This is a genomic window from Prochlorococcus sp. MIT 0916 (genome assembly GCF_047305155.1).
GTDB lineage: Bacteria > Cyanobacteriota > Cyanobacteriia > PCC-6307 > Cyanobiaceae > Prochlorococcus_B.
Genome location: NZ_CP138980.1, coordinates 865,492 through 887,613, shown reverse-complemented (window position 1 = coordinate 887,613; position 22,122 = coordinate 865,492). Strand labels below are relative to the sequence as shown.

Below are 22,122 nucleotides of genomic sequence, written 5' to 3'. Positions count from 1 at the left end.
AATTTATATTCTATCATAATTAAGACTATCAACCTCTGCAATTATTTTTCCATCAAAAAATTGAACTAATATCTTATCTTTTTTCTTAAGATTTTGGACACTGTAAATCGAATCACCTGACTGATTCATTATTAGTACAAAACCTCTTTTTAATAATTTTTCTGGAGAAAGTGCATTCAAAAGCTCATACATATAATTTATTTTTGTTCTTTTATTTTTTATTAATAGTCGTGGGGAATAAGATTGGAAAAAAGATTTTTTTGTATTTAAAAATTTCTTTTTATTCTGAAAAAATAGTTTTAAATAGTCTTTGAGTATTTTTTTATTTTGCAAAAAATTATTTTTCTCAATTGCTATTGAGGGTAATAGATCAACAATCGCAGCAGTTGGAGTGGCAGATCGATGGTCTGAAACAAGATCAGAAACCGTTAGATCATCTTCGTGACCTATACCTGTAATTACAGGTATAGGAAATGTTGCTATTTCCCGTGCGATACTTTCACTATCAAACAACATTAAATCTTCTCTGCTTCCTCCTCCTCTAGCTATTATGACGGCATCTAATTTTAATTTATTTACTTTTAATTTCCTTAATATAGATCTCAATTCATTTTCATTATTACCTTGAACGGGAATAGGAATTATATGCAATTTTGTTAATGGCCATCTTTCCTTAGATGTTCTAAGGATGTCAGCCAAAGCAGAGCTTGGAACACTTGTTAATATACCAATTGACTGAGGGTATTTTGGTAATTTTCTTCGTAAAGAATCATCAAGCAAACCTTCTTTAAAAAGTATTGATTTAACTATTTCGAACTTCTTAAGAACAGTAGAAATACTTGGTCGTATATCAAAAACTTGTACAGAGATTCTAGCTTGAGATTCCCAGAAATTTAATTTACCAATAATAACAACGCCATCATCTTGCTTTGGTAAAAATTTTAAAGACTTTATTGTTGAGGACCATGCAACCCCATCTACACTTGCTTTACCATCAGTTAAAGTCAACCATAAATGACCCTTGTTTATTTTTGATTTTGAAACAGTAGCTTTCAGTATAAATTTTGGAGCAAATCCTCTTGATATTAATAAACCGATAGATTCATTTAATTCTTGAACACTATAAGTAGTTAAAGATTGTTTAGCGTTTTTAAGATCAGTCAAACTATTAAAAATAAAAAACTAAAAATTAGTTTTTCAGCCGATTCCCATTTGAGTTAAGATGCCTTGCCCTGTCAAAAGCTCTGTTGTTAAACCTATTAAGATACCCATCATAGCTAGACGACCATTCCATATTTCAGCAAAATTGACAAATCCATAGCGAGGTTCAAAGTTATCTTTCATTTGTAAATCAGAATCAATACAATAATACTAAAGAAATGCTCACAATGAGAAAACATATAAATTGACTCTTGAAATTAATTGATTTTAAAGTTTTATGGTCTATCTGACATGTCTTGCACCATCAACTGGATGATAGTCCTCTCCAGTTAGTTCCTCGTAAATAATTGCTGGTAATCCAGTTTCGAACATAGTTTGAAGAGCTTCTTTCAAATAAGGATTCCATCCACCAGTACTAACTTCTCCATGTCTTACAGTCCAATCCCATGTTCCTTGTAAATCTCTAGGCATTCTTCCTTCTCTGTCTCTTCTAGCAACCAAATCAAGGGACTCTACTAACCCAACTTGAATAGGGTCTTTCCCATAAGCTGGGGTAAGGCTTAATTCAAGCCTTACTGGATCTTCCTTTAATAATCTGAGACGAAACCTTGGCGGTAACTTCATGTTTTTCAAAACTGCAGCGACTATGCGCGTTCTTTGTTCCAAAATTAAAACCTCTTTAATAACTATGTAATGTCAAACCCAAAAAATCTAATGAAAATTATTCAGAAGGCTTTTCAGATGATTGTGGATGATCAGTGTCCTTAGAAAAACGAACTGTGAGCAAATCTTCATCAGTAATGCTGCCATCTTTATCTAGAAGCTCAGGATGAACAGTAACCAAACCTGTTCTGTCATTGCTTGTTTTCTTAGAAAATGAATTTTGAGCCTCAAACGGTACTTGACCTGAGAAAAAACCATTTAGCATTACTCTGGCAGCCAAAATCAACAAAATAAAAACTGAAAGGCCATAAACAAAAGGTAAAAAATTGCTCAACATTTTCAAAAATGATAAATCAAAACTGAAGACATTAATTCAGATTAAGTTTGGAAGTAGTTCTAGTTTCATCGTCAATTACAGAATAAATGTGAACAATATTCTAAAGGAAAGAAAGTTCGAAGAATAGTTCTTTAGTAAAAATCTACGGTAATGAAAGTATTGGACCTGTCAATTTCCAAATTCGCTATGATTACCTTTGATATGAGTACTAATCCCTTTCAAAAGATCATGCACGGATTAGATGCGAAGAGAATATTAATAGGATCCAGAAAATTACGTCAAAAAAAATATTTTCAAATTTTTGTTTTAGTTTCTCTTGTTTTTTTTAACTTCCGATATAAAGCTCCTCTTCATTCAAGTGAAGCTTTACTGTCATCTACACAAAATCAGAATCAAAAATCTTTCGTATCAAAAGCGTTAAATATCAGTGGGGATGCAGTGGTCACAATTGAAACGCAGCGTAAGGTTTTATCTTCAAGTGAAGGAATATTTCCTCCGGGGATATTGAATGATCAATATTTTGAACGATTCTTTGGTCTTAGAGGCCTGCAAGTTCCGCGATCTCGAATTGAAAAAGGGCAAGGTAGTGGAGTTATTTTTTCTAAAGAAGGTCTAGTTTTAACCAATGCTCATGTAATAGAAAAAACTGACCAATTAATAGTGGGTTTATCAGATGGAAGAAGAGTGCTTGGAAATGTTGTTGGAGAAGATTCTTTAACAGATCTTGCAGTTATTAAACTCAAAGCAAAAGGTCCTTGGCCCACTGCCCAATTAGGAAATTCAGATAATTTAAAAGTTGGTGATTGGGCAATAGCAGTAGGAAATCCTTTTGGACTCGAAAACACGGTGACTCTTGGAATAATTAGTAATCTCAATAGAGATGTTGCTCAATTAGGCATATCTGACAAAAGAATAGATCTCATTCAAACTGATGCAGCTATTAATCCAGGTAATTCTGGCGGACCATTACTAAATTCTGTTGGAGAAGTGATTGGTATTAATACTCTTGTTCGCTCAGGGCCAGGAGCAGGGTTAGGTTTTGCAATACCAATAAATAGAGCTAGAAAAATCGCCAAAGATTTAATCACGAGTGGTAGAGCCAAACATCCCATGATAGGAGTAACACTTTCAAGCAATATCAAACAAAAAAGTAATTTTCTTTCCCAAAAAGAAGATGGAGCTATTATTAAATATTTGATGCCAAATGGTCCTGCCGAAAAAGGTGGATTAAAAGTCAATGATCTAATAATTTCAATAAATAATGAAAAAATTTCAACGCCAACCGATGTGGTACAAAAAATCAATCGTCATGATTTACAATCGACATTACGAATTAAAATACTTAGAGGTAATATAGAGTCCATAAAAATTATCAAACCAGTTGATATTTATGATCTTCAACTATAAGTTGAAAAATTTTTCTTAATCGTTACTTTTATTTAGTTTTTTTCTTTTTCTTTCGCTGTTTTTCTCGATTAGCCAACCTTTTTCTTTCACGTTCAGCTAGTTGTATTTCTTTTTCTTTTTCTAGTGCTTCTTCCATTTTTTTCTCTTTATAATATTTGTAATCACCTTGATACTTAATTAATTGACCATCTCTTATTTCTACAATTTTATTAGCAACTTTTGAAATAAAATATCGATCATGAGAAACTATTAATGCATTGCCATTATAATTAGACAATGCCTGCTCTAGCATTTGCTTAGAAGGTATATCTAGATGGTTTGTCGGTTCATCAAGAATAAGCAAATTTGATGGCTTAATAATCATTAAAGCCAAAGCAAGCCTTGCTTTCTCTCCTCCACTTATCTGACTGACATCCTTAAAAACCGCATCATTAGTTAAACCAAAGCTACCAAGTAAAGAACGAATTTCTGTTTGAGTCCAATCAGGTACCTCTTGAGAAATTGTCTCAATTACTGTTTTATCCAATTCTAAGGCTTCTGCTTGATTTTGTTCAAAATAACTAGGCATAATATTATATTTTCCTATCCTAATAGATCCTTCATCAGGTTCTTCTAAACCCATAATTAGCCGAAGCAAAGTAGATTTTCCAGAACCATTAGGACCTAAAAATGCTATCTTTTCCCCTGGCTCAAGCTCTAAAAAAGCTCCTAAAAATAAAATATTATCTGCATAGCTATGGGTTAAATCCTCAATATTTAATATATCTCTACCAGAGCGAGGTGCATCCAAAAATTTAAAATTAGGTCCTTTTAAGTTATTCTCAGGGGCTTCTATTTTTTCAACTTTATCTAATAACTTTTCTCTACTTTTAGCTTGTGTACTTCTTGTAGCACTTGCTCGAAATCTTTCTATATATGCCTTTTGAACTTGCATATCCTTCTGTTGTTTCTCATATGCAACTTTTGTTGATTGAAATTCAAAAGCTCTCTGTTGAAGATATGAAGTATAATTTCCAAGATAGCTTTTAGATTGACCTCTCTCGGTATTAACAATTCTTGTACAAACTTTATCTAAGAAAGATCTATCGTGGCTAACAATTACCATAGCAACTTTTTGATTAAGTAAATAGTTCTCTAGCCATTCAATAGTTTCTAAATCTAAATGATTAGTTGGTTCATCTAGTAACAATAAATCAGGACTTTGCAAGAGAATTTTCCCTAAAGCTATTCTCATCTGCCAGCCACCCGAGAAGTCTCCAACTAGTCTGTCTGCTTCATTTTGGTTAAAACCAATAGTGGGTAATAACTTTTCAACTTCAGATTCTAAATCGTAACCATTTATTGATTCAAATTTGCTTTGAATAATGCTTAATTCTTGTATTAATGAGTCCAAATACTCTACATCTATAGAGGCTAATTCAGATTCCATTTTTTCTTGAATTAATTTTTGACTGTGAAGTAAATCTGATGCTTCTCGAAATGCCTTAAATAACTCTTCTCTAACAGTCCTTGAAAGATCAACATCAAATTCCTGTTTTAAATATGCAATAGATGGATCACCTTCATAAATCAAAGATCCATCCGATGCCTCTTCTAATCCAGCAATAATTTTTAATTGTGTCGATTTCCCTGCCCCATTTACTCCAACTAAACCAATTCTTTCTCCATTTTTAATTTCCCAACTAACATCTTTCAAGACTTCGCCAGTTGGATAAATTTTACTAATTTTCTCAAGTCGCAACACTACAACAAAACCTCCAGTGAGTTACCTTTAATCATTTAGCTTTACAAGATACCAATTGATTCAAATTACATTAAATAATTAAAGCCATGTTAAGACTCGAACAAATTACTGCTTTAGTGCTATCCGCAGCTCTTGCAATTCCAAGTTATTGGTTTTTTTGGACAATGGCAGGCGGAGGTGGCTATGAACGAAGAGTCATCAAAGAGAATGATCATGATGCTGTCGAAATCCCCTCTTCATTAAAAAATCAATCACAACCCACCCCTAGCTTTTATTAGCCATTGTTTAGTCTCTAAATCATCAATGGTCGTCAAGTATTCTTTAACCTCTTCTGAAGTAACTGGCAAATTCATTTCATTCCCAAATGCACAAATAGCTTGCATCGCACCCTTGGGGTTTTGAAGAGCTTGACGAAAAAGAGCTTGTTTTTTATTAGGATCTTTATTTATAAGCTTATAAAGCTCTGCAGCATTGCCGCTCATGAGAAAATCATCAACTAATTTAAGGCTATTCAATTAAGCCGCTTTTGTCTCCAAACCAAGCGATTCATTGCACTTATCTAAATCACTTTCCTTTAGGCCTAAAGCAGATGCGTCTTTCATGCTTCGAGCATCCATACAAAGGACTTTACGAAGTTGAGCAAAGTTTGCAGCATGAGAAGATCTGCCTTCTTTACTAGCCCCATATTCCGCTCTTTGCAAAACATGATGTAAATGAGTCAACAAATAAGAACTCACAACAGCAGAAATTAAAACATCTCCATTTTTTCCATTACTTCGACTTTTCCTTCTTTGTCGTTTTACAGTTCCTTTATCGACAACATTATTCGTAGAAAGAGTTTGAGAGGTTTGCGGAAGAGATGGCTTAGACATGAAATACTCCTTTTAAAATCAGAAAAATTCAAGCAAAGGTTGACAAGACAAAGCTGGCCAGAATGGTAAGTATCATACACAAGGATACTACCCTTGCATATAAGTGTACACTATTTACTACTTGGTAGTTCTTTGTACGCATGGCTACTCGTCAAAACTCATCGAACGGGAAGCAAAAATCGCCTCGCATACAAGTTGTCCTTCCAGAAGAGTTATGTGAAAGATTATCTGAATTAGCCGAACGAGAATCTAGAACTGTGAGCAATATGGCCAAAGTTTTAATTCAAGAAGGTGTTAAGCAACATCAATTGCTAGAAAATTCAGAATCTAAAGAAATAGAAACAAAGAAAACAAAAACTCAAAACTTTATAAATGCATTAGAAAAACAAAAAACACAAAGATTAAAAGGTATTCCTAAAAGATTAAAGTTCAAAAGAAATTAAGATCAAGGATCAACTCTTACTCCGTATAAAATAGATTTATTTGCTCCTGTGATATACCTAGGATGAACTTGTTTACCTAAAAAATTCCACCAAGATAAAGTTGCAAAAGCTAAAGCCTCTCTAAATTGAGATGGAATACCAATTTCATTTATATTATGGATATGAACACCGCAGCATTGCTTTTGCAGTTGTCTCATTAAAAATAAATTTTTAGTTCCACCTCCAGCAACTAAAATCTCTATTAAACGTATTTTTTTCAGTTTAAAAAGATTATCTAAATCTTGAGAAATTATTGATGCAGTAAATGTAGTTAATGTTGATAGTAAATCTTCTTTTGATAAAGCACCCAACTCTTTTTTTCTTTTTTGTAAATCTTGAAAACCAAATTGCTCTCTTCCTGTTGATCGAGGAGGTTCCAGGTGAAAAAAAGGTTCTCTCAGCCACTTTTCGATGACATTTAATTTAGGTATACCTATAGCTGCTAACGATCCATTCTCATCAAAATTTGAAGATGTATGCGCACTTTCTTTAATAGCTAGGTCAATCAAAGAATTAGCCGGCCCGCAATCCCAGCCTAAACATTCAGAATGTTTATCAATCCCAGTTTTAGGGGGAATAATAGTGAGATTAGCAATTCCACCAAGATTGAGAATTCCTCTCCATCCATATACTCTTCCAAACAGAGCTTCATCAACTATCGCTACCAAAGGAGCGCCATGTCCACCTGAAGCAATATCCATTGATCTAAAATCATAAATCACAATTTGATCTAAAATATTTGCCAGTAGTGGTCCTAAAAGAATTTGAAGACTTCCTCCTCTTTTAGATTTGTGCACACACCTATGAAATAAAGTTTGGCCATGACAGCCAACCACCTCTGCAACTGAATCAGGATCACAAGTCCTTGCAGCACTAGCATTTAGTTCTGTAATTTCCTCAGCCAACTCAAGCCATTCTTTGCTGTTAATTTTTAATCCTTGAGCAACTTGTATTATTTTTTCTCTAGTTGAAGATGGGTAGTCATAAGAAACTGTATTTAAAATTCTCCATTTTGGCTTTGAAGGATCACCTTTAAATTCAACTAAAACTGCATCTATTCCATCAGCACTAGTTCCACTCATCATCCCCAAAACAAGCATAGATTAGATTTGAGGCAACTTTTGAAGATCTTCCATCGAACCCATCACTACAAGAACATGGTCTTTTTCCAAAATATATTTAGCTGGAGGATTGACCGTTAGTAATTGAGCAGGGCCGGCAGCTAAAACATTAACAAAATAATTTTTTCTAAGATTCAAATCACGTAAAGAACGCCCTACAAAAACTTCAGGCACTTTAATCTCATCAATGCCGGTTTTATCATCGAGTTCTAATCTTTCAATCAAATTAGGTCTAACCAATTCCAAACCCAATCTTTCTCCTTGCATTCTTGAAGGGAATACAACCCGATCAGCACCAACCCTTTTCAGCATTTTTTCATGCAAATCACTTGTTGCTCTAGCAATCACTTGCTTCACTAAACTTCCATCTGTATCTTTTGCAATCAAAGTTGTCGTTATACTTGCCTCAATAGGCTCACTAATACCTACTACTACAGTACCCATTTCAAGAACACCTGCTTCTTTCATAGATTCTTCATCTGTTGAATCAACCACCCTCGCTTCAATTGTTGGCTCTAATTGACGTAATTCCTCTATTGCCTTCTCTGAAGAATCAATAGCCAAAACATCAGCACCATTTCTCAAAAGCTCTCTACAGACCGCACTTCCAAAACGACCAATACCTACCACAGCAAAACCAAGTTGCTGGTTTGCTTTAACGGGAGACCATTGCCACCAATCACTCATGATTCTTCCTCCTTAAACATAAAGATCCTCCTTCGGGTAACCAATTCGATTACGATGTTGAAGCTTGCTTTTATTAAGAGCTTGCCATACAGCGCTCAAGAATAAAAGAATACCCAATCTGCCAACAAACATCCCAATAATAAGAATTAATTGACCAACGTGTCCTAGCTTAGAGGTCACGCCAAGGTCGAAACCTACAGTTGCAAAAGCAGAAATACAAGTGAAAAGCATTTCTAAAAATGAAAAATTCTCTCCACTATTGAATCCATTACTCAAACTTAATAATAGGGCCATAATTAATACAAATAAAAATGAACCAACAGTGATACCAACAGCTTTAAGAATTACTTTGTCAGATATCTGACGATTCCGAATAATAATTTCATTTTGACCACGCAAGGTTGCTCTTGTAGCAGCCATTAATGAAGCAATAGTTGTCGTCTTAATTCCTCCTCCTGTGCCACCTGGACTTGCCCCAATAAACATAAGAAACATGATCAATAAAAGACCTGAATCAGAGACACTCTCAATTGATATAGGTAAACTTGTAAATCCGGCAGTTCGCGAACTAACAGAAGTAAATAGAGCGGTTAAAATCCGATCATCAAAATCAATTAACGAAAAGAAACTACCCCTAGCTAAAGATTCAGTAAAAATCAATCCAAAGAATCCAAGAGATATTAATATGAAAGATGATCTAATTACTAAACGTGTATGAAGACTTAAATTTCTTAATTTTAAAGATCTACGATTTATCCAAATATCATTAGTGACTCTCCATCCAAAACCGCCTAAAATGATTAAAGTAATTAAAACAAAATTCACTACCGAATTGCTTCTATAATCTTGTAAGCTATTCGACCATAAACTGAATCCAGCATTATTATAAGCAGATATACTATGAAAAATTGATGCCCAAATCCTCTCGCTTGAGCTAGCTATATTATTGAAACCAAAAAAATATAAAGTAATAGCTCCAAGAAAAATAAGAATAGATGCTGTAATCGCAATCCCTTGAAAGGTCCTCCCTACACCACCAACTCCAAATTCATCAAGAGTTTTTCCTCTATCTAGACGTGTTTTTAATTCTGTTCCACTAACAATAAAGCCCTGTAAAAATGTAGTAATAGCCATTAAACCAAGTCCCCCAGTTAATAACATAATGGCTAAAATTACTTGCCCAAAGAATGTCAAATCTATTCCTATATCAATAATAGATAATCCCGTAACTGTGACAGCAGAAGTTGCCGTAAATAATGCCTCCCACAAGCCTACATTTGAATTAGAACATAAAGGTGTAGCTAATAATAATGTTCCAAAAGTAATCACAAGTAAACCAGTTACCACTGTGAACTGTGGAACCGTAAGCCTTCTGTAAGTTTCTTGCCTAATGCTCACTTTTTTCACAATAGATGGAGACTAATTCTAAAAAGATTAAATAATCAAACTCAAATGGAAACCTTGAATTTTCTCCTAAATTAATAACCGTATCCAACATATTTCAAGAAATACCATAGTTTAACAAAATCAACCCTGGGACAAGAAACGTCATCAAGATTGTCAAACCAGCTCCGTATCTAGTGACATCTAAGAACTGATAACGCCCAGGGCCAAATACCATAAGGTTTGTCTGATAACCCATAGGTGTAAGAAAAGACTGACTAGCGCCAAACAGAACTGTTATCAACAAAGCCAAAGGAGGTAGACCCATACTGGGCGCCAATTGAACAGCAATTGGCGCCAAAAGAGCTACTGAAGCAGCATTACTGACAAATTGAGTGAATATTGTAGTAGAGAGAAAAATTACTAGTAAAGCGGAATAAGTAGATAAGTCTTGCAATATAAAAATTAGAATATTCGCAAAAGCATCAGCAAGACCTGTGTTTTGCATTGCCACACTAAAACTAGAAAGAGATCCAAGCAAAAGAATTACATCAAGTCGAATTGATCTTTGCACCTCGGCGGGCCTTAAACATCCACCCCAAACCATCCCAATTACAGCCAATAAAACAGAAGCAACGAGAGGCAAGTCAGTCAGTGAAGGAAGAATCAACATAGCAATGGCAATACCAATTGCTATCGGTTTTCTAGTAACAGTTGGTAGATCATTATCAAATTGATCTAAAACGAGAAGGTCATTACTATCTTGTAATCCTCTAATTGAATCTCTGGGTGCTTGCAGAAGTAATACATCCCCCTCTCTTAAAATTGCTTGTCCCAATCTTTCTTGAACAGTTTGCTGCCCTCGTCTTAAAGCTAAAACAGTTGCATTATGCCTTTGCCTAAATCGTAGTTCTCGCAAACTCGCGCCAGCCAAGGTTGAGCCAGCTGGCAAAAGGACCTCTACAGTTTGTTGCCCTTCATCAGTATTGGATAGAAAAAAATTCTTTTCAGTATTTAAATTTTTAGTTAATTGAACTGTATGTTCTTGTTTTAAACGCAAAAGATCTGAGCGTGTAATTCTTATCAACAAGCGATCTTCAGATTGAATGATTCGATCAGCTAGAGGTGGTAAAAGTCTTTCACTCTCGCGCTGTATTTCTAAAACATCGACATCAAATCTTCTTTGTAAGCGACTATTTCTCAAGGAATTTCCAACCAATTCAGAACCAGAAGGAATTGTCACTTCAGTAAAATAGCCAGTCTGATCCGAACTACCTCCATACTCTGAACTGATTCTTCCTCTATCAGGTAGTAGAGATTGAGGAGCTAACAACATATACGCTGTTCCGAATAACCATATAGGTATACCTATTGAAGTAAAAGTAAAAAGATCAAAAGGACCATAGCCAAGTTGATCGCTAATATCGCTCACTAACAAATTTACTGAACTCCCCAAAAGAGTTAAAGTTCCACCTAAGACCGTCGCGAAAGATAGTGGCAACAAAACACGAGAAGGAGATAATTTTCGCTTGACACACCAAGCCTCAATAACGGGTAAAAGCGATGCTACAACTGGAGTATTAGGAACAACGCCTGAAACAGGAGCAACAACTAATCCAAGTAAAGCTATTAACCTACGTGGAGTTCGAATACTTTCAGAAGCAATTAACTCTCTTAAACGATCAAGGGCTCCACTTTTAAAAAGCGCAGCAGAAACAGCAAATAAGCCCATCAATGTAATCAAAGCAGGGCTTCCAAAACCAGCCAATGCTTTTTGAGGAGAAAGAACTCCTGTTGCCATTAGTAATGCAACACTCAAAAGTCCAGTCAGTTCAGGAGCTAAAGCACTACTTACAAACAAAAAAACTGCACTCATTAACACTGCCAAAGTGATGACAGCTTTTGGATTCTCAAAAACAGTTAATATTTCATTCATATTATTTAATTAATAACCTGTCCAACTGACTCTGTCCAAATATTAATTTTAAGATTACTGCCTAAAGGAGCTAAGGAGATTGAGAAAATAAACGATTAATTATTTTTTTACTAAATATCCATGCACCAGAGGATTTAAACGATAGAAGAAACCCTGGCATTCTCATTAAATATGCAAAACGCCTAATTTCAAATGCAATGGGTCCTGCCAAGGTAATTCCATATGCAGTAATAGATGCATTACCAATGCCAAGACTCAACATTTCTCCAAGCTCTTCAAATTGAAATGGTTTAAGTTCATTTCCCTCTCTTAAAGAAATAATATTTTTAGCCACTAAAGAACCTTGTTGCATTGCAACTTGAGCGGAAGAGGGGAAAGGGGCATTTTCATAAAATGTGATATCTCCAACGAAAAAAATATTTTGATATTCATCGATTTGCATAAATTCATTTACTTTAATCTTACGATTTTCATTCGAAAAATGATGTACAACTTTTGATTTAGAAGGTTTCAACCCTGCAGTCCATAATAAAGTAGAATAATCAAGTTTAATGAAATCATTTGTTTCATTATCAGTGCTGGAAAGTTCTAAAAAAGTTTTATCAACAGATCTTATATAAAAGTTTAGACAAACTCTAATATTTCTCTGAGCTATTGCATCAATTGCTTTCTCTCTATTAAATGATTTACAATTAGGTAAAATTTTATCTCCTTTATCAACTAAATATATCTCAATCCGATCTTTTATTAAATCAGAAATTTTACATGCAAGCTCAACACCAGTTGGACCCGCTCCAGCAATAACTATAGGATTAGTAAATTCAGAAGAATTATTTATTTTAGTTATTAACTTTTTAATTATTCGAAAGTCATTTAGATTAGAAAAGCCACAAGCATATTCTTGTAAATTTTCTAGCAAAGAATAATCAGTTGTAACTCCTGTGCTAATAACAAGTTGCGAATAAGTTATTTCAGTCTCAGATGAAGTAATTAACTTTTGTTCTATTTCATCAATCTCAACGACACATTCTTGTAAAAAAATAAATCCTAATTCTGAAGCTAAATCGGAATACTGAGGTGCCACCTCCCATAATTGAAGCTCACCACTTAACAACTCATAGAGCAATGGCTTAAAAAGAAATCTATTGCCTTCATCAATCAAAATAACTGATGTTCCATCTGACTTGGCCAACAAAGCTTGAACAGTAGCCAGTCCTCCAAAGCCACCACCTACAACAACTATTGGGTCAGATTTCAAATTGTTCAAGTCCATAGGGACTAGATTTAAGATGATTTAAAGACCCTAAACAAACTTTGACCGATTCGGCATTCAATTCTCAAATATGCAGAAAGAATCCCAAGACAATTACACCAGTGATTTGAGAGAATCAAGTAACTTTGCTCAACCTTTTCTGGTGAAATCAATTGATGAAACAAGTAAATATCTTGAAAAACTTTCTGCTCAAGATCAACTTCAATGGGCCTATGAGAAATTTGATGAGAAATTTGTTTTAACAACCAGTTTTGGAATCCAATCTGCTGTTTTACTTCATATGACGGTGGCTTTAAAATCCAAACAAAAACCAAAGATAATTTGGATAGATACTGGTTACCTACCTCAAGAAACTTATAAATATGCAGAAGAACTTACAACACTATTTGAATTAGATTTAATAGTGGCCCAAAGCCCTATCTCTCCCGCAAGGATGGAAGCACTGTATGGAAAACTTTGGGAAACTGGCGAACTAAAAGATCTAAACAAATATCACCAAATTCGAAAAATTGAACCTTTAGAGAATGTCCTATCAGAACTCGACGCTCTTTGTTGGGCTAGCGGAGTACGTAAAGGTCAAACCAAAAACAGAGAATCAATGTCTCATATTGATTACATCAGAGAACGTTTAACTCTACGACCTCTCTTAAACTGGACTAAAAAAGATATTTTCTATTACATGGAAAATAATGATTTACCTCAACACCCATTATTTGAAAAAGGCTATTCTACAGTTGGAGATTGGCATTCAAGCGTAGCAGAAAATAATAATTCCAAAGGAAGATCAACAAGATTTGGAGGGGTCAGTGAAGAGTGTGGGATTCATGTTGATGACAATAATTTTTTGGGAGAAGGAATTTAACTGGTGTTTTTAGAAAAAAATTACTTAATGATTGGAAATACAAGATGGCATTGGGCAACAAAGATCCAAGAAGATGTGAAATATTTTCATACCACTCCAAATCCAATCGAATTTAAAGATAAAAATTATTCTGAATTATCTTGGGCTTCAGTAGGTCCAATACCTAAGAATCTTACATTATGCCCTTCAAAAAAAATAAATTTAGCTAATGTTCCTCTCATCAATCTTCCATCTAACTTAGGCATTGATAGAGCTCTAGCTTCATGGAGTGCTTTTAAAAAGCAATCATCTTGTAAAAGCAAAAAACAAGACTTAATTGTTATAGATGCAGGGACAATCATGAGCGTCACAAAAATAACAAAAAAAGGAGAGTTTGCTGGAGGTCAATTAATTGCCGGATTAAGACTTCAATTACTTTCGATGACAAATGGTGCATTAAATTTAGATAATCCAATAATCAAGACAATCCCATTAGAGACATTTCAGCATGAAACGAAAAATGCAATGATCAGAGGAGCAATAAATGGCTTAATAGGATTAATCTTACAAATTTTTGAGGAGACAAAGTTACCAATATGGATCTGCGGAGGTGATGCACCAATCATATTAAATGAACTTAAAAATACAAATATTGATATCAATCATTGTCCTAATCTAGTTCTAGAAGGTATGATTGATATAGATCAAAAAATTAATTCAATTTAAGATCATTTAAAATCTGATTAGCCATATTTTCTGATTTTACTTTTAAATATATTAATTCAATTTTCCCATCTTGATCTATAACGAAAGTATGTCTCATCATTCCATAATACTCTCTACCCATAAATTTCTTCAAGCCATAACTTTCATATGATTCCGCAACAGGACATGGCTCACTATCCGTTAAAAGTATAAAAGGTAACTTATGTTTATCAATGAATTTTATATGCGAGTTTGAGGGATCTTTACTAATACCTAAAACTTGAATATTGTTTGATTTAAAAAGCTCCCAATTATCTCGAAAGCTGCAAGCTTCCTTAGTGCATCCAGGAGTATCATCTTTTGGATAAAAATAAATTACGACTCTCGATCCTTTAAATGATGAGAGACTGATATCCACACTATCTTGATTAGGGAGAGTGAAATCTGGTGCAGAATCGCCTATACAGAGAGTCATGATTACAACTCAAATAAACAATAAAAGCGTACTAGGCCTTTGGCTGTTTTTGATGCCATCGAAACTTTTACCAATAAGCAACGAAGAAAAAAAATGGGTTCAAAAATTAACACCAAGTAGAGGATTGACTTACCACTTTTCTAGAGGCTGCCTCAGGCATGTCATGTCCAGCATGACGGGCTTAGAGCCTCTTGATATACCTATTAAAGCCGATCCAGGGGAGCCCCCTTCTCTAGCCGAGGGGTTAGGTCATATCAGCATGAGTCACTGTTCTGATGCTTTATTAATAGGATGGTCACCCGAAAAAATTGGAGTCGATATAGAAAGAAAAGATAGACAGTTTCAAGCTCATAAATTGTCAAAACGTTTTTTCAGTCAATATGAGAATTGCGAAATAGAAAATTTAACGCCAAGTCAAGCCAAAGAATTAGTACTAAAAAGATGGGTAATAAAAGAAGCAGCAATCAAATGGCAGAGTGGAAAGATAGCAACTAATATAAACCAATGGATTTGGAAAAATAAATCAGCATTTGCATATCATAAAAAACTTGGACACAAAGTAAAAGTTTACGAACACATTCATGATCAATGGACTTATGCAATTGCATTAGATGGAGATTCATTAACTCGTAAACCAATAATTTGCCTTAATTAACTCTTATATTTAGCAAGTAACTTTGTATGTATAAGCTTTTGCTTAATAGTCCTGCCATCCAACCTTTTAAATAATTCTTGCAATCGATTTAATGTTTCTTCATCACAATTTTTGAGAATAATTTCTCGATAATCACTTCCTTGATTAAGCCACCTGTTAATTAAAGTAATATCAACTTTTTGATATATAAACTCAGTCCATTCTTCAAAAGAGATATGCCAACCTAATTTTTCTAATTGTAGGATAAATTTCTTTTTATGGTCTTGCTTATTTAACCACTTCTCTTCTTTACAAATTAAATCACTCAATAATGAAAAATCAGTATTTTTATCATTGCTATAAAACTCTAAGCTTTCCTTTAAAGAAAGCGCAGGCCCAGAACATGGGTTACTTATAATCAAAGTTAATTCTGTATTCGCTGTACATTTTTCAGTAAGAATCGGCCATAATCCAGAGAAATTTGTTTCAGAAAAAACCTTCCAAGGAATTCTTCCTCCAATTACCTCAAATTTGAGATTGTCTTCTAATTTTTCAATTGATTCAACTTTTAAATCAATTAAAACAGGCCGCGCCATAGGAGCCAAAACGTCTAATTCAGCTAATAGCCTTGGATGATTATCTTCTGATACAGCCAAAATAACGCCACCTTCAGATGCCTCTCTTAAAGGCTTTAATGACCAAAGCAAAGAACTAGGTGCTAAGACTAAAACTCTATGATTTGTTTTCCAAGTAATACCGGACCATAATTTAGTCATCAAACTTTTTAATCGTTCCCCCTCTTGCAAAACTTGGCGAGATAACCATTTATCCAAATCTTTATCAACTTTGCCAGATGTAATACTTAAAGGATTTTGTTGCTCAATTTCAACCAATGAAGCTAACTGTTTAGATCTTCTCTCGTTTAAAAGAGGTCGTCTTTGCCCTTCCCATCCATGTTCAGTTGGCTCCCAAAAAATGTCGTTTAACAAAGTATCAGGCAAATATTGCTGTGGAACCCAATTCTTGGAAACTGAATGGGGATACCTGTAACCCATGCCATCTCCAAAAGCTTCTTTATCTCGATTTGGATCTTTAAGGTGAGATGGAACATTTTGCTTTTGGGAATCTTTAACTTTCTGAACTGCCTTAAAAATAGCCTTCACACTATTGCTTTTCTCAGTTGCAGCCAAGTACAAGGTTGCCTGAGCCAGTGGATAAATACCCTCTGGCAAGCCTATTCGATCAAAAGCCGCAGCACATGACTCAACTATGACAACTGCATTGGGATCAGCAAGACCAATATCTTCTCCTGCAGCGATGAGCATACGTCTAAAAATGAATCGTGGATTTTCTCCAGCCTCCAACATGCGAGCAAGCCAAAACAATGCCGCATCAGGATCCGAACCTCGTAATGACTTAATAAAAGCGCTGATGGTATCAAAATGAGCATCACCTTTTTTGTCGTATAAAACCGCTCGTTCTTGAATTGAATCCTCAGCAATCTTGAGATCAATACTGATTGAATTATCTTGATTTGCAATAGTGCTCTCTACAGCAAGTTCAAGCGCATTGAGCAGAACGCGTGCATCACCATTGCACACATCAACCAAATGATCCTCCGCTTCACTAGCTAAATTGATTAATTTTAACCCATACCCCCTTTCCTTATCGCTCAAAGCTCGTTGGAGCAATTGATGTAATGCGTTTGAATTCAGACTATTTAAACGAAATAATCTAGATCTACTTACCAAAGCTTTATTTACTTCAAAATATGGATTTTCCGTTGTCGCCCCAATCAGGGTCAAAGTTCCATTTTCAACCCAAGGCAATAAGGCATCTTGTTGAGCAGTATTAAATCTATGTACCTCATCAATAAATAAAATCGTACGTTTACCAAATTTGTTCAATCTATCGATTGCAGACTCAATTTCAGATCTCAAATCCTTGATGCCAGCTAATGCTGCATTTACGACACTAAAGTGAGATAAGGTATTTGAGGCGATAATCCTGGCCAAAGTAGTCTTACCAACTCCAGGGGGGCCATAAAGCAATAAATTGCCTACTTTATCGGCAACAATTGAACGTCTCAATAAACGTCCATGAGCAAGAATGTGATCTTGACCAACAAATTCATCAAGTGTTTGAGGCCGTAAGCGATCAGCTAAAGGAGCATTATTCTTTATTAGCTGTTCACCATTAAAAGCAAACAGATCTTTGGCCAAAGCTAAAAAACAAACACTTTTGATACTCTAAAAGCAAAAAAAAACTTATAAAGTTGTTTTGATGATTTCAAATTGCAAGGTTTTTGATCTACGTAATAACTGTCGGAGCAGACATGCCTGTTCGTTTTGAAATCTCAGCTAGAGAATCAATACTTTTAATTAAGGGCTTCAAGACTAATTGAGGATCTTGAGTGATATCACCATCACTTGGAACAAAGCTTTCAAAATAAACTCTCAATGTAGCTCCTTGAGTGCCAGTACCAGAAAGTCGTACCAACACTCGACTACCATCATCTAATAAAATTCTCAAACCCTGATTAAGCGTAATGGAACCATCAACTGGATCTGTGTAGCTAAAATCATCAGCGTCTGTAACTATCCTTCCAGCAAAAGATTGATCTATCAAAGTGGGAAGCATATTGCTCAATCTGGAATAAAGAGAATTGGCAACATCAGATGGAATAGATTCATAATCATGCCGAGAATAGTAATGGCGACCAAAAAATAGCCAATGATTGTTCATTATCTCAGAAACAGACTTTTTCTTTGATGCAAGTATCTGCAACCAAAAGAGAACAGCCCACAATCCATCTTTCTCTCTTACATGATCACTGCCAGTCCCAAAGCTCTCCTCTCCACAAAGAGTAATTTGATTAGCGTCCAAAAGATTGCCAAAGAATTTCCATCCAGTAGGAGTTTCAAAGCAATTTATCCCTAAATGTTTTGCCACAACATCTACAGCTGAGCTCGTAGGCATGGAACGAGCGACACCCGATAAACCTTTGGAATATCCTGGAACACAATCATAATTAGCAGCTAAAATAGCAAGGCTATCACTAGGATTTACAAAGCACCCACGTCCTAAAATCATATTTCTATCGCCATCCCCATCACATGCTGCTCCAAAGGAAAATAAATTCCCTTTTAAAAGCAAATCAGCAAGATCTTTTGCATAAGTCAAATTTGGATCAGGATGAAGACCTCCAAAATCTTCCAAAGGTCTTCCATTCCTGACTGTTTCTGCATTAGCTCCTAAATCATCAACAAAAAGACGCTTCGCATATGGCCCTGTAACAGCATTTAATGCATCAAAAACGATCGGAAAATCTTTGTTGATATATGAACTAATCAAATCAAAATCAAATATTTTTTTCATTAAATCTAAATAATCTTCGATTCCATCAATGATCTCAACAACCATTGAAGCTAATTTATATTTACCAGGTGAATAAGAATTTTTTGATTGACATTTTATGATCTTATATTCTTTAAGGTTTTTGGAGTAATTATAAATTTTATCGGTTAATGATTCGGAGGCAGGTCCACCATTTGAGCCATTTAGCTTGACTCCAAAATCACCTTCCAATCCACCTGGATTGTGACTAGCAGATAAAATAATTCCACCTATGGCTTTATTGATTCGAATTAAATTCGAAGCAGCAGGAGTAGACAAAATCCCATCTGCCGTTGTTATGACTTTTTGAATACCATGTGAAGCTGCCATCCGAATAATAATATCAATCGCTCTTTTATTGCCATATCTACCATCACCTCCTACAACCAAAACACCTCCTTGAACTCCAGGCAGGGAACACAAGATTGATTCAATAAAACTCTCAAGATAGTGAGCCTTTTCGAACTGCAAAGTACTTTTTCTTAATCCAGAAGTACCAGGTTTCTGATCAGTAAAAGATGCGTTTAACTTAACTGTAAGTTGGCTAAATTCTTTAGAAAACACTTTGAAAATAAATTAGTGAATGATATAAAAAATGAATCGAAAATGAAATGGCAACATTTAAATTCAGTGAGGCATTTCAGAAGTACGAAGCATAGCGATAAACCAAATAGTACTTAATATCAACGCACTTAAAATACCCGGAGCCAGTCCTAATCGCTCAATCGTAGTAGGAATTAATAAAGGAAAAATAATAGCGCCTACTAATGGAGTAAAAGCAACAATTAAGCGAACCATTGATTAAGTGGGGTTAGAGTTAAAACCATTCTGATTCAGCTTTTGAATTTGGATTAGTGTTATCAACTGGAGTAACTCTTTCGAATTTCATTGTTATATTCCTTGAATCAACCCCATCTTTATCTATGGCTTTAATTGAATAGTTCTGAATACCATCTCTAAATGGGACTTGTAATCTAAAAGTTCCATCATTTGCTAATGGAACCGCCTCCTCTTCGATAAACAATTTTGCTGAGGGATCAGTAGCACCATACACAATTAGTTCAGCATCAGCGACTAACCAAAAAGAACGTGGTTGAGGAACCCCTCCAATACCAGATTCATTCAAGCCACTAGCCCAAATTCCACTACCAGATTCATTATTTGAATTGAGGGCTCCTGGAACACCCTCTTGGAATTCTTCAGAACCAACTCTACGAGTTTTAATTCTTGCGGTAGCCGACTGATACAAGCGCTCATGCAAACCACTATCTGGTTGTTCCGATACAAAACTTTCTACCTTGGGATCAGTAGTAGCAACTGGGGCTTCCAAGCTAAAAGGAACAAACTGATCAAGAATTTGTTCACTAGGGTGTAGTGAGGGTACTTTAGCTGAAGATGAATGTGCAAGTGACATCCATTTATGACCAATGCGATAACCAAGTTCAACTTTATAGTCTCTTCCACCTAAAGGAATTGGTAAATACCACTCAGTGCTGTGACTATCAACAACAACTTCTTGAAGAGTTCCAGGATTAGCTTCTCCGTTATTTTTATTAGTGACATCAGCTAAGCGCAAACAAAGTCTATTAGCACCTTTGTTTTGAGCATTAGAACGATCTGAATCTGATATCTCCCAAAACACATATGCCCACTCGGGATCACGAGGCAGAAAAACTACCTTTGTCTTAGAAGTATTTAAAAATGATGTTTCTTGAGATTGTTCACCTGCATCTTTTACCAGCTGATTATCTAGTTCCCTTTTTTCTTCGTACAGAAAAACTCCTCTAACAAGATCAGCCTTTGATTTTCTACTATAAAGAGGAATACCCAGCTCACTCGCTTTTATACGAAGCTGACGAAGTGTTAAACGTGACAGGGATTCTTGATCAAAAGTCACGCCGAAAAACCTCCTTTTTTTTTTGGGATCAGTGCGATAAGTATGTGATGTAATGTGCACTTCTCGTTAGTGTGGTCAGCATCTACTGACTCCAAGAAGAGATCAAAAAGGGGTATCTACAGACAAAAAGCGTTGCTATAACTAAAAACTAAGAGTTCATTCTCAATCCACGAATTTTAAAGTTAACCAAAAAAATAAATCCAAATTTTGAAAATTTCCAAGACGTTTTTCTTTGGGATCAACCTCTTAAAATAAATTTCTTTTCATCTAAGGATTTGAATGATTTCAAGCCTCATATGCGTCGATTAAATTTCTCAATGTCAAATCCAATGGAGCAACTTTTAAATCATTTGACAATCTTTCCAGCTGGATAGCTGCGCCAGAAAATTGCTCGAACATAACCTGCACAAACTCGTCATCTTTCATCATGATTGGATTCTTTAAGCACCATTCAAGCCATTCTTCCTTGACAGGGATCAAACCTTTTGAATTGTCCTTACTCATGGACTTAAAACATTGCAAGCAATGTGCAAGCATCCTTAAATGATGCTTTTCACTAGCTGAAAGGTGAGTCACGCTAATCAAATTTATATCATCTTTACTTAAAGGACTATTTTTAGGATTATTGTTAAAAGTTGATTCCATCATTTAGCAGCGGGAGCATCTCTTATGTGTAAAGTTTAAAAGAATATTTATCTTTAATTAGGTTTTATCTTATTTTTTCCACTTATAAACAAGGTAAAGATATCCATTCATTAACTATTACAAGTCAAAAAAAGGAGTTTATAAATGAAATCACCAGTATTAACAGTGATTTACATAGCTATTTATATACATTAGAAAATCTTTGACGAATTGAAAAACGATTAACAGTTTATTCCAGCACAATTAGATCTTAAAACGATTGTAAGCATTTTGGCTTATGGTGATGGGAGATTAAAACTACTTTCGTAACACTGAGTTTTCCCCCTTGATTTGACTTAGAATGACATTTGAGATCCAACTATCAAAACACTCTGATCCAATGATGAACCCCAGATGTCATAATTGAAGATTATCTTGGATCCTAAAAGCCAAACTTTTCATAAATAAAAATCTACTACGACTT

24 protein-coding genes are annotated in these 22,122 nt (G+C 34.9%); 6 read left to right on the top strand and 18 right to left on the bottom strand.

What is annotated here, in order from left to right:
* Positions 1-3: 3 nt before the first annotated feature.
* From xseA to SIB53_RS04525, 4 genes are all read right to left on the bottom strand, one after another.
* Positions 4-1,164, bottom strand: a complete 1,161-nt coding sequence (xseA, locus tag SIB53_RS04540; protein WP_413679009.1) for an exodeoxyribonuclease VII large subunit — start codon at positions 1,162-1,164, stop codon at positions 4-6.
* 33 nt (positions 1,165-1,197) lie between these two features.
* Positions 1,198-1,344 (bottom strand): chlorophyll a/b-binding protein, encoded by a 147-nt coding sequence (locus tag SIB53_RS04535; protein WP_011294091.1) that lies wholly within the window; start codon positions 1,342-1,344, stop codon positions 1,198-1,200.
* A 99-nt stretch (positions 1,345-1,443) separates the two neighbouring features.
* Entirely contained in the window at positions 1,444-1,827 is a 384-nt protein-coding gene (locus SIB53_RS04530; RefSeq protein ID WP_011822953.1) for a hypothetical protein, read from the bottom strand.
* A 55-nt stretch (positions 1,828-1,882) separates the two neighbouring features.
* Complete coding sequence (locus SIB53_RS04525) at positions 1,883-2,161, bottom strand: DUF2973 domain-containing protein (RefSeq protein ID WP_413679008.1); 279 nt, start codon at positions 2,159-2,161, stop codon at positions 1,883-1,885.
* 228 nt (positions 2,162-2,389) lie between these two features.
* Here SIB53_RS04525 and SIB53_RS04520 point away from each other — a divergent pair, with 228 nt between their 5' ends.
* The gene (locus SIB53_RS04520) at positions 2,390-3,568 is read left to right on the top strand and encodes a trypsin-like peptidase domain-containing protein (protein WP_413679113.1); all 1,179 of its coding nucleotides are present in this window, start codon (positions 2,390-2,392) and stop codon (positions 3,566-3,568) included.
* A gap of 28 nt (positions 3,569-3,596) precedes the next feature.
* Here SIB53_RS04520 and SIB53_RS04515 read toward each other — a convergent pair whose 3' ends face one another.
* Positions 3,597-5,312, bottom strand: a complete 1,716-nt coding sequence (locus SIB53_RS04515) for an ABC-F family ATP-binding cassette domain-containing protein (RefSeq protein WP_413679007.1) — start codon at positions 5,310-5,312, stop codon at positions 3,597-3,599.
* Positions 5,313-5,398: 86 nt separating this feature from the next.
* Here SIB53_RS04515 and SIB53_RS04510 point away from each other — a divergent pair, with 86 nt between their 5' ends.
* On the top strand, positions 5,399-5,590 hold the full coding sequence (locus SIB53_RS04510; RefSeq protein WP_413679006.1) for a hypothetical protein: 192 nt from the start codon (positions 5,399-5,401) through the stop codon (positions 5,588-5,590).
* On the opposite strand, the gene SIB53_RS04505 is transcribed toward SIB53_RS04510, so the two are convergent.
* Both SIB53_RS04505 and SIB53_RS04500 read right to left on the bottom strand, forming a co-directional pair.
* A complete protein-coding gene (locus tag SIB53_RS04505) occupies positions 5,564-5,794 on the bottom strand; it encodes a hypothetical protein (RefSeq protein ID WP_413679005.1) in 231 nt (76 codons plus the stop codon). The genes SIB53_RS04510 and SIB53_RS04505 overlap by 27 nt on opposite strands.
* Before the next feature lie 33 nt (positions 5,795-5,827).
* A complete protein-coding gene (locus SIB53_RS04500) occupies positions 5,828-6,184 on the bottom strand; it encodes a hypothetical protein (RefSeq protein WP_413679004.1) in 357 nt (118 codons plus the stop codon).
* Between the two features lie 140 nt (positions 6,185-6,324).
* Between SIB53_RS04500 and SIB53_RS04495 the strand changes: the two genes are divergently transcribed.
* Positions 6,325-6,627, top strand: coding sequence for a ribbon-helix-helix domain-containing protein (locus SIB53_RS04495; protein WP_413679003.1), 303 nt, complete (start codon positions 6,325-6,327; stop codon positions 6,625-6,627).
* Between the two features lie 2 nt (positions 6,628-6,629).
* Here SIB53_RS04495 and SIB53_RS04490 read toward each other — a convergent pair whose 3' ends face one another.
* The 5 genes from SIB53_RS04490 to SIB53_RS04470 form a co-directional block, all read right to left on the bottom strand.
* Positions 6,630-7,766, bottom strand: coding sequence for an anhydro-N-acetylmuramic acid kinase (locus tag SIB53_RS04490; protein ID WP_413679002.1), 1,137 nt, complete (start codon positions 7,764-7,766; stop codon positions 6,630-6,632).
* A 3-nt stretch (positions 7,767-7,769) separates the two neighbouring features.
* Positions 7,770-8,474 carry a potassium channel family protein gene (locus tag SIB53_RS04485; protein WP_413679001.1) on the bottom strand — a complete coding sequence of 235 codons (705 nt, stop codon included), beginning with the start codon at positions 8,472-8,474 and terminating at the stop codon, positions 7,770-7,772.
* Between the two features lie 12 nt (positions 8,475-8,486).
* A complete protein-coding gene (locus SIB53_RS04480; protein WP_413679000.1) occupies positions 8,487-9,872 on the bottom strand; it encodes a TrkH family potassium uptake protein in 1,386 nt (461 codons plus the stop codon).
* 103 nt (positions 9,873-9,975) lie between these two features.
* Positions 9,976-11,793 (bottom strand): SLC13 family permease, encoded by a 1,818-nt coding sequence (locus SIB53_RS04475; RefSeq protein ID WP_413678999.1) that lies wholly within the window; start codon positions 11,791-11,793, stop codon positions 9,976-9,978.
* Between the two features lie 70 nt (positions 11,794-11,863).
* Complete coding sequence (locus SIB53_RS04470) at positions 11,864-13,051, bottom strand: NAD(P)/FAD-dependent oxidoreductase (RefSeq protein ID WP_413678998.1); 1,188 nt, start codon at positions 13,049-13,051, stop codon at positions 11,864-11,866.
* Between the two features lie 85 nt (positions 13,052-13,136).
* Between SIB53_RS04470 and SIB53_RS04465 the strand changes: the two genes are divergently transcribed.
* Positions 13,137-13,928 carry a phosphoadenylyl-sulfate reductase gene (locus SIB53_RS04465; RefSeq protein ID WP_413678997.1) on the top strand — a complete coding sequence of 264 codons (792 nt, stop codon included), beginning with the start codon at positions 13,137-13,139 and terminating at the stop codon, positions 13,926-13,928.
* 3 nt (positions 13,929-13,931) lie between these two features.
* Positions 13,932-14,633: a type III pantothenate kinase gene (locus tag SIB53_RS04460; RefSeq protein ID WP_413678996.1), complete on the top strand. Its 702-nt coding sequence runs from the start codon at positions 13,932-13,934 to the stop codon at positions 14,631-14,633.
* On the opposite strand, the gene bcp is transcribed toward SIB53_RS04460, so the two are convergent.
* On the bottom strand, positions 14,620-15,087 hold the full coding sequence (bcp, locus tag SIB53_RS04455) for a thioredoxin-dependent thiol peroxidase (RefSeq protein ID WP_413678995.1): 468 nt from the start codon (positions 15,085-15,087) through the stop codon (positions 14,620-14,622). The two genes, SIB53_RS04460 and bcp, sit on opposite strands and share 14 nt — an antisense overlap.
* Before the next feature lie 52 nt (positions 15,088-15,139).
* On the opposite strand from bcp, the gene SIB53_RS04450 reads away from it, so the two are divergent.
* Positions 15,140-15,742 carry a 4'-phosphopantetheinyl transferase family protein gene (locus tag SIB53_RS04450; RefSeq protein ID WP_413678994.1) on the top strand — a complete coding sequence of 201 codons (603 nt, stop codon included), beginning with the start codon at positions 15,140-15,142 and terminating at the stop codon, positions 15,740-15,742.
* Here SIB53_RS04450 and SIB53_RS04445 read toward each other — a convergent pair.
* From SIB53_RS04445 to SIB53_RS04425, 5 genes are all read right to left on the bottom strand, one after another.
* Entirely contained in the window at positions 15,739-17,943 is a 2,205-nt protein-coding gene (locus SIB53_RS04445; protein ID WP_413678993.1) for an AAA family ATPase, read from the bottom strand. The two genes, SIB53_RS04450 and SIB53_RS04445, sit on opposite strands and share 4 nt — an antisense overlap.
* 88 nt (positions 17,944-18,031) lie before the next feature.
* Positions 18,032-19,681 carry an alpha-D-glucose phosphate-specific phosphoglucomutase gene (locus tag SIB53_RS04440; protein ID WP_413678992.1) on the bottom strand — a complete coding sequence of 550 codons (1,650 nt, stop codon included), beginning with the start codon at positions 19,679-19,681 and terminating at the stop codon, positions 18,032-18,034.
* A gap of 63 nt (positions 19,682-19,744) precedes the next feature.
* Positions 19,745-19,915, bottom strand: coding sequence for a hypothetical protein (locus SIB53_RS04435; protein ID WP_413678991.1), 171 nt, complete (start codon positions 19,913-19,915; stop codon positions 19,745-19,747).
* Between the two features lie 19 nt (positions 19,916-19,934).
* On the bottom strand, positions 19,935-21,014 hold the full coding sequence (locus SIB53_RS04430) for a DUF4912 domain-containing protein (protein ID WP_413678990.1): 1,080 nt from the start codon (positions 21,012-21,014) through the stop codon (positions 19,935-19,937).
* 285 nt (positions 21,015-21,299) lie between these two features.
* Positions 21,300-21,662, bottom strand: a complete 363-nt coding sequence (locus SIB53_RS04425; protein WP_413678989.1) for a hypothetical protein — start codon at positions 21,660-21,662, stop codon at positions 21,300-21,302.
* Positions 21,663-22,122: the final 460 nt, after the last annotated feature.